Raw genomic sequence first — 8290 nt, 5'->3', positions numbered from 1 at the left:
ATAAGCGGAGCGGGCCGCCCCTGGGTGGGGGCGGCCCGCTCCGGGAGGACGGGGGTCAGATGCCCAGGTCCTTGATGATCTTGGCTACGTGGCCCGTCGCCTTCACGTTGTAGAAGGCGTGCTCGACCTTGCCCTCCTCGTCCACGACCACCGTGGAGCGGATGACGCCCGTCACCGTCTTGCCGTACAGCTTCTTCTCGCCGAACGCCCCGTACGCCGCCAGCGTCTCCTTCTCCGGGTCGCCGACCAGGGTGACCTTCAGGTGCTCCTTCTCGCGGAACTTCGCCAGCTTCTCCGGCTTGTCCGGGGAGACGCCGATGACGTCGTAGCCGGCCGTGGCCAGGACGTCCAGATTGTCCGTGAAGTCACAGGCCTGCTTCGTGCAGCCCGGCGTCAGGGCGGCGGGGTAGAAGTACACGATGACCTTGCGGCCCTTGTGGTCGGCGAGCGAGACCTCGTTGCCGTCCGCGTCGGGCAGGGTGAAGGCGGGGGCGGTGTCGCCCGGCTGGAGTCGCTCGCTCATCTGACAGTCTCCTCGGGAGGGGATCGGTACGTCACGAGACTAAGCTGACAGACTGTTCACGGCGGACTACGCCCCACACGATCACGACCACGACGACGGAGGCAGCGCGGTGTCGGAAGCCAGGACCCCCGCACAGATCGAGGCGGACATCGTCCGCCGCCGCGAGCAGCTCGCCGAGACGCTCGACGAGATCGGCGTGCGCATGCACCCGCAGACGATCATCGGGGACGCGCGGGCCCGGGTCGCCTCGACCGTCGACCAGACCGCGGGGCGGGCCTTCGCCACGGTGAACCGCGTCGTGACGGACGTGCGGGACGGCCTGCGCCACGAGGACGGGTCCCCGCGCCTGGAGCGCGTCGTGCCCGTCGCGCTGCTCGCGGTCGGCGTCGTCGGCCTGCTCGTCGTCTCGGCGCGCCGCAGGCGCGGATGACCCTGCACGGCACGGGACGGGTGCGGGCAGGTAGGTTCGTGGCGTGAGCGAGAACACCACCCACGACAAGCTGCCCATCCGCATGCTGCACGACCGCGTGCTCGTGAAGTCCGACCTGCCCGAGGGCGAGCGGCGCTCCGGCGGCGGCATCCTGATTCCGGCGACCGCCGCCGTGGGCAAGCGGCTGGCCTGGGCCGAGGTCGTCGCGGTCGGGCAGAACGTACGGACCGTCGAGCCCGGGGACCGCGTGCTGTACGACCCCGAGGACCGCGCCGAGGTCGAGGTGCGCGGGGCGACGTACGTGCTGATGCGCGAGCGGGACCTGCACGCCGTGGCCGCGGAGCGGCTGGAGGGGTCGGACGACTCCACCGGGCTCTACCTCTGAGCCTCCGGGGCCTGCGAGCCTCTGGGGCGAACGCATGGCAGAAGGGCCGGTGGCCGAGGTCACCGGCCCTTTTCGCTGCCTTTTGCTACGGTGGGGGAGAACCCGACGAGACGCGCCGTACCGGGTACGACAAGACGACGCACCCCGTATCGCTCGATGTCTCGGAGGTGCCGTCATGGCCTGGGTTCTTCTTCTCCTCGCCGGTCTGCTCGAAGTCGGCTGGTCGATCGGCATGAAGTTCACCGACGGCTTCACCCGGCTGTGGCCCAGTGTGTTCACGGGTGCCGGGATCGTGGCCAGCATGGTGCTGCTGTCCTACGCCGCGAAGACCCTGCCCATCGGCACGGCGTACGGGGTGTGGGTGGGCATCGGCGCCGCCGGTGCGGCCGTGCTCGGCATGGCGGTGCTGGGTGAGCCCGTCACCGCCGCCCGGATCTTCTTCATCTGTCTGCTGCTGGTCGCCGTGGTGGGGCTGAAGGCGACCTCCGGTCACTGATCCCGCTCATTCCAGGAACGCGGACGGCGGGCGGGGGCCGCCGAACGTTCCGCCGCCGTCCCAGCCGCCCCCGCCCGTGCCCGTACCGCCCTGGGTGCCGGCGGTGGTGCCGCCCTCGTCGCCCTGACCGGTGCCGCCGTCGTCCTGGCCGCCCTGGGTGCGGCCCGCGGTGTCCTGGCCGCCTTGCGTCTGCCCGCCGCTGTTGCGGCCGCCGCCGTCCTGGCCCGCGTTGTCCCGGCCGCCCTGGGTGCGGCCACCGTCGCCCTGCCCGCCGTTGTCCTGGCCGCCGGACGGCGGGGTCGGCCGCCGGGGAGGGGAGGGGGTGTCGTCGCCGGGTGTCTCCTGCGGCGGCTGCGACTGCCAGGAGGGCGGCGTCGGGAGCTGTGCGGCGCCCGGCTGGAGTTCGAGGTCGAAGTCGACGGGGTCGGTGCCCTCCAGGGCGGTCTTCGTGTACGAGGCCCAGATCCGGGCGGGGTAGCCGCCACCGCCGATGCGGGGCTCGCCGAGGGCCCCGTACAGCGATTCCAGGGTGCCGGTGTCCGGGTCCTGGCCCATCATCGCGACGACGGTGACCAGGTTCGGGGTGTAGGCGGCGAACCAGGCCGAGCGGTCGAGTTCGCCGGTGCCGGTCTTGCCCGCGGCCGGGTGTCCGGCGGCGAGGGCCGCCGTGCCGGTGCCGTTGTCCACGACGCTGACCAGCATGGACGTGGTGGTGTCGGCGGCTTCGCGGCTGATGGCCTGGACGGGGGTGCGTTCGGGCAGGGGGATCGTGTCGTCGCCCTTCGCGATCTCCTCCAGGAAGGTGTAGGGGGTGCGGCGGCCGTGGTCGGCGAGGGTCGCGTACGCCTGGGTCATGTCGAGGACGCTGGCCTGGAGGGTGCCGAGCGCCATGGCCGGGCCGACCACGAAGTTCGGGGTGTCCTGCGGGATGCCGAGGTCGATGGCGGTCTTCTTGACCTTGGCGGTGCCGACGTCGACGGCCATCTGCGCGTACACGGCGTTCACGGAGAGGTCGGTGGCGGTGGTGACGGTGATGTTGCCGTAGGAGACCTGGCCCTCGTTCTCCGGGGCGAAGCGGATCCGGCCGCCGACGACGGGGCGCTTGTTGTCGCCGTTGTAGACGGTGTTCGGGGTGATCCTGCGACCGTCCTGGGTGCGGGAGCCGTTCTCGACGGCGGCCGCGAAGACGAACGGCTTGAAGGTGGAGGCGACCTGGTAGTCGTGGCGGGTCGCGTTGTTCACGTACTGCCTGGTGTAGTCGACGCCGCCGTACATGGCGACGACCTTGCCGGTGGCCGGGTCGATGGAGACCCCGCCGGCCCGGACCACCCGGTCCGCCGTGCGCGCCTGGGGGTCGAGCCTGCTCAGCATCTGGTCGTCGACGGCCTCGACGAAGTCGGCCTGGCGGCGCCGGTCGATGGTGGTCCGGATGCGGTAGCCGCCCTCGGCGAGGGTCTTGTCGTCGAGGATCTCGCGGTCGAGGATGAACCCCTTGACCGCTTCGACGAGGTAGCCGCGCTGGCCGGACAGGCCTGCCGCGGCCCGGACCTTGCCGGGCTCGGGGAACTGCGTGGCCGCGCGCTCGGCGGCGGGCAGCCAGCCCTTCTTGACCATGCCGTCGAGGACGTAGTGCCAGCGGGCGAGGGCGCGGGCGCGGCTCTGCGGGTGGGAGACGACGTCGAAGGCGCTGGGGGAGTTGAGCAGGGTGGCCAGGTAGGCGCCCTCGGCGGTGGTGAGGCTGCCGACGTCCTTGCCGTAGTACGCCTGGGACGCGGCCTGGATGCCGTAGGCGTTGCGCCCGAAGTAGCTGGTGTTCAGGTATCCCTCAAGGATGTACGCCTTGGACTTTTCGCGACCGAGTTTGATCGCGATGAAGAACTCCTTGGCCTTGCGTTTGATCGTCTGTTCCTGGCCCAGGTAGTAGTTCTTGACGTACTGCTGGGTGATCGTCGAACCGGACTGGGTGCCCTTGCCGGTGGCCGTGTTCCACGCGGCGCGGACCATCGCCTTGGGGTCCACCGCCCGTTCGGAGTAGAAGTCCCGGTCCTCCGCGGCCAGTACGGCCTCCTGGACGGTCAGCGGGATCTGCGAGAGGGGCACGTTGACGCGGTTGACCTCGCCGTCGCGGGCGAGCTGGGAGCCGTCGGAGTACAGGTAGACGTTGGACTGTGCGGTCGCGGCCGCGTTGGCCGGCGGGATGTCGACCAGCAGGTAGCCGGCCACGAGGCCGCCGCCGACCAGGAGGGCGAGGAGCAGTACGGCGCCGAGGGCCGTGCGCCAGGTGGGGAGGAGCCGGCGCCGTCCGGTCCGCCCGCGGCGGTCCTCGGCGCCCGGTCCGCCGCCGGGCCCGCCGGGCGGTCCGCCGCCCGGTCCGCCGGGCGGGGTGTCCGGGTCTCGAGGGGTCCAGCCCGCGGGTGGTGACTGGTCGCTCATCTCCAGGACTCCTCGACGCTGTTCGAAATATCCACTTCTGTACCTCATGGTGTCTACCCGATGGCCGGTCACCGCCGCCCTGGACGGGGGTAAATCGGTCGCGTGGCTCGCCCCTCCGCACTAAGCTCGCGCGCTTTGGCCGACCTGGCCGACCTGGCCGACGTAGGAACGACGTGGAAAACGGAGGGGATACGGTGCGCCAGAGAGTGCGCCAGAGCGTGGGGCAGAGCGCGGGCCGCCGAGTGGGCCTCTACGCGGCGGTCGCGGCCGGCGGATTCCGGCGCTACGCCACCTACGGGACGGCGACCGCGGCCGGGGTGTTCACCAACACCGTCTTCGGGTTCATCGTCGCGTTCACGTACATCGCCCTGTGGGACCAGCGCCCGGGCCTCGGCGGTTACGACCAGTCCCAGGCCCTCACCTTCGTCTGGGTGAGCCAGTCGCTGCTGGCCGCAGGGGCGTTGATCGGCGGCGGGTTCCAGGAGGAGCTCCAGGAGCGGGTCCGCACGGGCGACATCGCCGTCGACCTGTACCGGCCCGCGGACCTCCAGATGTGGTGGCTCGCGGCCGACCTGGGCCGCGCCGCCTTCCAACTGCTGGGGCGCGGGCTGGTCCCGCTCGCGGCGGGGGCGCTCGCCTTCCGGCTGGCGCTGCCCTGGGACCCGTGGCGCTGGCTGCTGTTCCTGGTCTCCGTCGGGCTCGGGCTGGTGGTGAGCTTCGCGCTGCGCTACCTGCTGGGGCTGCTGGCCTTCTGGCTGCTGGACGGGGCCGGGATCAACCTGATGGCGACCGTCGTCTCGATCTTCTTCTCGGGGATGCTGCTGCCGCTGACCGTCTTCCCGGGAGCCTTCGGCGAGTTCGTGCGCGTACTGCCGTGGGCGGCGATGCTCCAGGTGCCGCTGGACGTGCTGCTGGGCGAGCACTCGGGGGCCGGGACCGCGGCCGGCGCGCTGGCCTTCCAGGCCGGTTGGGTCCTCGTACTGCTGGGCATCGGACGGCTGTTGCAGTCGGCGGGGACGCGGAAGGTGGTGGTCCAGGGTGGCTGACGTGGCTGACGTGGCTGAGGCGGCGGGGGCGGCCGGACCGCTACGGCAGCGGGAGTTCACGGACCTGGAGGTGCCCCCGGCGCGCGGCGGGGTCCGGGAGGGGCTGCGGGGCTACGGCCTGATCGTCGCCATGTGGATCCGGTCGACGATGACCTACCGGACGTCCTTCGCCCTGGAGACGCTGGGCAACGCGGCGATCACGCTGCTGGACTTCGCCGCGATCTACATCATGTTCTCGCACGTGGACGCCCTCGGCGGTTTCACCCTGCCGGAGGTGGCCCTGCTGTACGGGTCCTGCTCGGCCTCGCTGGGGCTGGCGGGCCTGCTGCTGGGGAACACCGACCGGATCGGCGCCCGGATCCGCGACGGTTCGCTCGACACCATGCTGGTGCGGCCGGTGCCGCTGCTCGCGCAGGTCGCGGCCGACCGCTTCGCGCTGCGTCGGATGGGCCGGATCGCGCAGGGGCTGGGGCTGCTGGGGTGGGCGCTGTGGTCGCTGGAGGTGGACTGGACGGCCGGGAAGGTGCTGCTGGTGCCCGTGATGGTGCTGGCCGGTGCGGCGATCTTCGCGGCGGTGATGGTGGCCGGGGCGGCCTTCCAGTTCATCGCCGGGGACGCGGCGGAGGTGCAGAACTCCTTCACCTACGGCGGCTGCACCATGCTGCAGTACCCGCCGACGATCTTCGCGACGGAGCTGCTGCGCGCGGTGACCTTCATCGTCCCGCTGGCCTTCGTCAACTGGCTGCCCGCGCTGTACGTGCTGGGGCGGCCCGATCCGCTGGGACTGCCGGGGTGGGCCGCGTTCCTGAGCCCGCTGGTGGCCCTCGCGGTGTTCGTCCCCGCGTCGCTGGCCTGGCGCGCGGGAGTCCGTTCGTACCGGAGCACGGGGAGCTGAGCCGTGGTGGACGATGCACTGATCTCGCTGGACGGGGTCGAGAAGGTCTTCGACGTACGGCGCCGGGTGGGCCTGATGCGCCGCGAGAAACGCCAGGTCAGGGCGGTGGACGGGATCAGCTTCACGGTCGCGCGGGGTGAGGTGGTCGGCTACATCGGGCCCAACGGGGCCGGGAAGTCCACCACCATCAAGATGCTGACCGGGATCCTCACCCCGAGCGGCGGCCGGCTGCGGGTCGCGGGCATCGACCCGGCCCGGGAGCGGGTGCGTCTCGCGCAGCGGATCGGGGTGGTCTTCGGGCAGCGCACCACGCTGTGGTGGGACCTGCCGCTGAAGGACTCGTACGGGCTGATGCGGCGGATGTACCGGGTGCCGAGGGCGCGGTTCGAGGAGAACCTGGAGCGGTGCGTGGACCGCCTCGACCTGGGCGAACTGCTCGACGTGCCCGTACGCCAGCTGTCGCTCGGGCAGCGGATGCGCGGGGACATCGCGGCGGCCCTGCTGCACGATCCGGACGTGCTGTACCTGGACGAGCCGACGATCGGGCTCGACGTGGTGAGCAAGGCGAAGGTGCGGGGATTCCTGCGGCAGTTGAACGAGGAGCGCGGCACGACGGTGCTGCTGACCACGCACGACCTCCAGGACATCGAGCAGCTCTGCGAGCGGGTGATGGTGATCGACCACGGGCGGCTGATGTACGACGGGGCGCTCGGCGGGCTGCACGCGGCCGGGTCGGCGGGGGAGAGCGAGCGGACGCTGGTGGTGGACCTGGAACGGGAGCTGGCGCCGATCAGTGTGCCGGGGGCGCGGGTGGTGAAGGTGGAGGGCCCCCGGCAGTGGCTGGCGTTCCCGGCGGGTGCGTCGGCGGCGCCGCTGGTGTCGGCGGTGGCTGCGCAGTACCCGCTGGTGGACCTGTCGGTGCGGGAGCCGGACATCGAGGACGTGATCGCGCGGATGTACGCGGGGCGGGGCTGACGTCCCGGGCCGGCCCTCGGGGGTGCTCTCAGGGTTCGGTCGGGGACGGTCTCAGGGGCCGGACCATACAACTCCCGCACGCCCGTGCATAGTCTGGGCGCATGAGTGACGAGCGGCCGGAGAAGCCGTTGCCGGAGTTGAGGGCGTCGGATGCCGACCGGGACCGGGTGGTGGAGCGTCTTCGGGACGCCGTCGCCGAGGGCCGGCTCGACATGGAGGAGTTCGAGGAGCGGCTGGAGGCGGCGTACAAGTCCCGTACGTACGCGGAACTGGAACCGCTGACGGCGGACCTGCCGGCGGCCCCCGGCCCGGCGGCCGCCACGCCGGCGCCGGCGGGCACCGCCTGGCAGGGCCGGATCGGCGGGTCCGGCTCGTCGGCTCTGGCTGTCGCCGTGATGTCGGGCTTCCAGCGCAAGGGACGGTGGACGGTCCCGGCCCGCTTCGACGCGGTGGCGTTCTGGGGCGGTGGCGAGCTGGACCTGCGCGAGGCGGACTTCGCGCAGCGGGAGGTGGTGATCAACTGCGTCGCGATCATGGGCGGCATCGAGATCACGGTGCCGCCGGGGGTGGACGTGGACGTACGGGGCTTCGGCTTCATGGGCGCCTTCGACCAGCGCGACAGCCCGGGCCCGACACGGCCGGGCGCTCCGCGGGTGGTGGTGACGGGCTTCGCCTTCTGGGGCGGCGTGGAGGTCAAGATCAAGAACCCCAAACGCCCCCCGGGCGGCCCGTCGCTCCGCAAGGAACTCTGACGCCCCGCCCGGCTCCCGCCGGGGTGCCTGGGCCCCCAGCCCCTGGCCGGGGGCGGCCGACGGGTGCGGTGGCTCAGGCGGGGAGGTGCTTCCCGCCCCAGGGCGGCCGGTTGCCGGTGCTTCGGCGGGGCGGTGGTTCCTGGCCGGGGGTCTGCGGGGTCGGTGTTTCGGCGGGGCGGGGGTTCCTGGCCGGGTGGTGGCTGCGGGTGCCAGTGCCCCTGCGGCGCCGGAGTTCCTGGCGCGGGGTGGTGTCCGGTGGGGTGTTTCGGCGGGGCGGGGGTGGTTCTGTGTGGTGCGGTGCCCCGCCGGAATGTCTCCTCGGCTCGGCGCGTGCGGCCTTGTCGCGGCCAGGCGG

General features: G+C 72.1%; 9 protein-coding genes and 1 riboswitch. Of the genes, 7 read left to right on the top strand and 2 right to left on the bottom strand.

Annotation, left to right across the window (positions count from 1 at the left end; translation table 11 throughout):
* Positions 1-55: 55 nt before the first annotated feature.
* Positions 56-523 carry a thioredoxin-dependent thiol peroxidase gene (gene bcp, locus AVW11_RS34825; protein ID WP_030852159.1) on the bottom strand — a complete coding sequence of 156 codons (468 nt, stop codon included), beginning with the start codon at positions 521-523 and terminating at the stop codon, positions 56-58.
* A gap of 109 nt (positions 524-632) precedes the next feature.
* Between bcp and AVW11_RS34820 the strand changes: the two genes are divergently transcribed.
* From AVW11_RS34820 to AVW11_RS34810, 3 genes are all read left to right on the top strand, one after another.
* A complete protein-coding gene (locus AVW11_RS34820) occupies positions 633-953 on the top strand; it encodes a DUF3618 domain-containing protein (protein WP_030852161.1) in 321 nt (106 codons plus the stop codon).
* 43 nt (positions 954-996) lie between these two features.
* Complete coding sequence (locus AVW11_RS34815) at positions 997-1338, top strand: GroES family chaperonin (protein WP_030852162.1); 342 nt, start codon at positions 997-999, stop codon at positions 1336-1338.
* A 74-nt stretch (positions 1339-1412) separates the two neighbouring features.
* Positions 1413-1482, top strand: a riboswitch (guanidine-III (ykkC-III) riboswitch).
* A 31-nt stretch (positions 1483-1513) separates the two neighbouring features.
* Positions 1514-1834: a DMT family transporter gene (locus AVW11_RS34810; RefSeq protein WP_030760324.1), complete on the top strand. Its 321-nt coding sequence runs from the start codon at positions 1514-1516 to the stop codon at positions 1832-1834.
* Between the two features lie 6 nt (positions 1835-1840).
* On the opposite strand, the gene AVW11_RS34805 is transcribed toward AVW11_RS34810, so the two are convergent.
* A complete protein-coding gene (locus AVW11_RS34805; RefSeq protein WP_079250909.1) occupies positions 1841-4267 on the bottom strand; it encodes a transglycosylase domain-containing protein in 2427 nt (808 codons plus the stop codon).
* 242 nt (positions 4268-4509) lie between these two features.
* Here AVW11_RS34805 and AVW11_RS34800 point away from each other — a divergent pair, with 242 nt between their 5' ends.
* The 4 genes from AVW11_RS34800 (at position 4510) to AVW11_RS34785 (ending at position 7935) form a co-directional block, all read left to right on the top strand.
* A complete protein-coding gene (locus tag AVW11_RS34800; RefSeq protein ID WP_030852164.1) occupies positions 4510-5313 on the top strand; it encodes an ABC transporter permease in 804 nt (267 codons plus the stop codon).
* A gap of 130 nt (positions 5314-5443) precedes the next feature.
* Entirely contained in the window at positions 5444-6208 is a 765-nt protein-coding gene (locus AVW11_RS37940) for an ABC transporter permease (protein ID WP_051700607.1), read from the top strand.
* A 3-nt stretch (positions 6209-6211) separates the two neighbouring features.
* On the top strand, positions 6212-7183 hold the full coding sequence (locus AVW11_RS37935; protein ID WP_060181142.1) for an ABC transporter ATP-binding protein: 972 nt from the start codon (positions 6212-6214) through the stop codon (positions 7181-7183).
* 101 nt (positions 7184-7284) lie between these two features.
* Complete coding sequence (locus tag AVW11_RS34785; RefSeq protein WP_030852179.1) at positions 7285-7935, top strand: DUF1707 SHOCT-like domain-containing protein; 651 nt, start codon at positions 7285-7287, stop codon at positions 7933-7935.
* Positions 7936-8290: the final 355 nt, after the last annotated feature.

It is taken from the genome of Streptomyces amritsarensis (assembly GCF_001953875.1).
Lineage (GTDB): Bacteria > Actinomycetota > Actinomycetes > Streptomycetales > Streptomycetaceae > Streptomyces > Streptomyces amritsarensis.
This window is presented reverse-complemented; position numbering and strand designations above follow the sequence as displayed.

Excerpts from the sequence above, each read along its gene's own strand:
- AVW11_RS34805 (WP_079250909.1), bottom strand. The coding sequence starts at position 4,267 with ATGAGCGACCAGTCACCACCCGCGGGCTGGACCCCTCGAGACCCGGAC.
- AVW11_RS34810 (WP_030760324.1), top strand. The coding sequence starts at position 1,514 with ATGGCCTGGGTTCTTCTTCTCCTCGCCGGTCTGCTCGAAGTCGGCTGG.
- bcp (WP_030852159.1), bottom strand. The coding sequence starts at position 523 with ATGAGCGAGCGACTCCAGCCGGGCGACACCGCCCCCGCCTTCACCCTG.
- AVW11_RS37940 (WP_051700607.1), top strand. The coding sequence starts at position 5,444 with ATGTGGATCCGGTCGACGATGACCTACCGGACGTCCTTCGCCCTGGAG.
- AVW11_RS34785 (WP_030852179.1), top strand. The coding sequence starts at position 7,285 with ATGAGTGACGAGCGGCCGGAGAAGCCGTTGCCGGAGTTGAGGGCGTCG.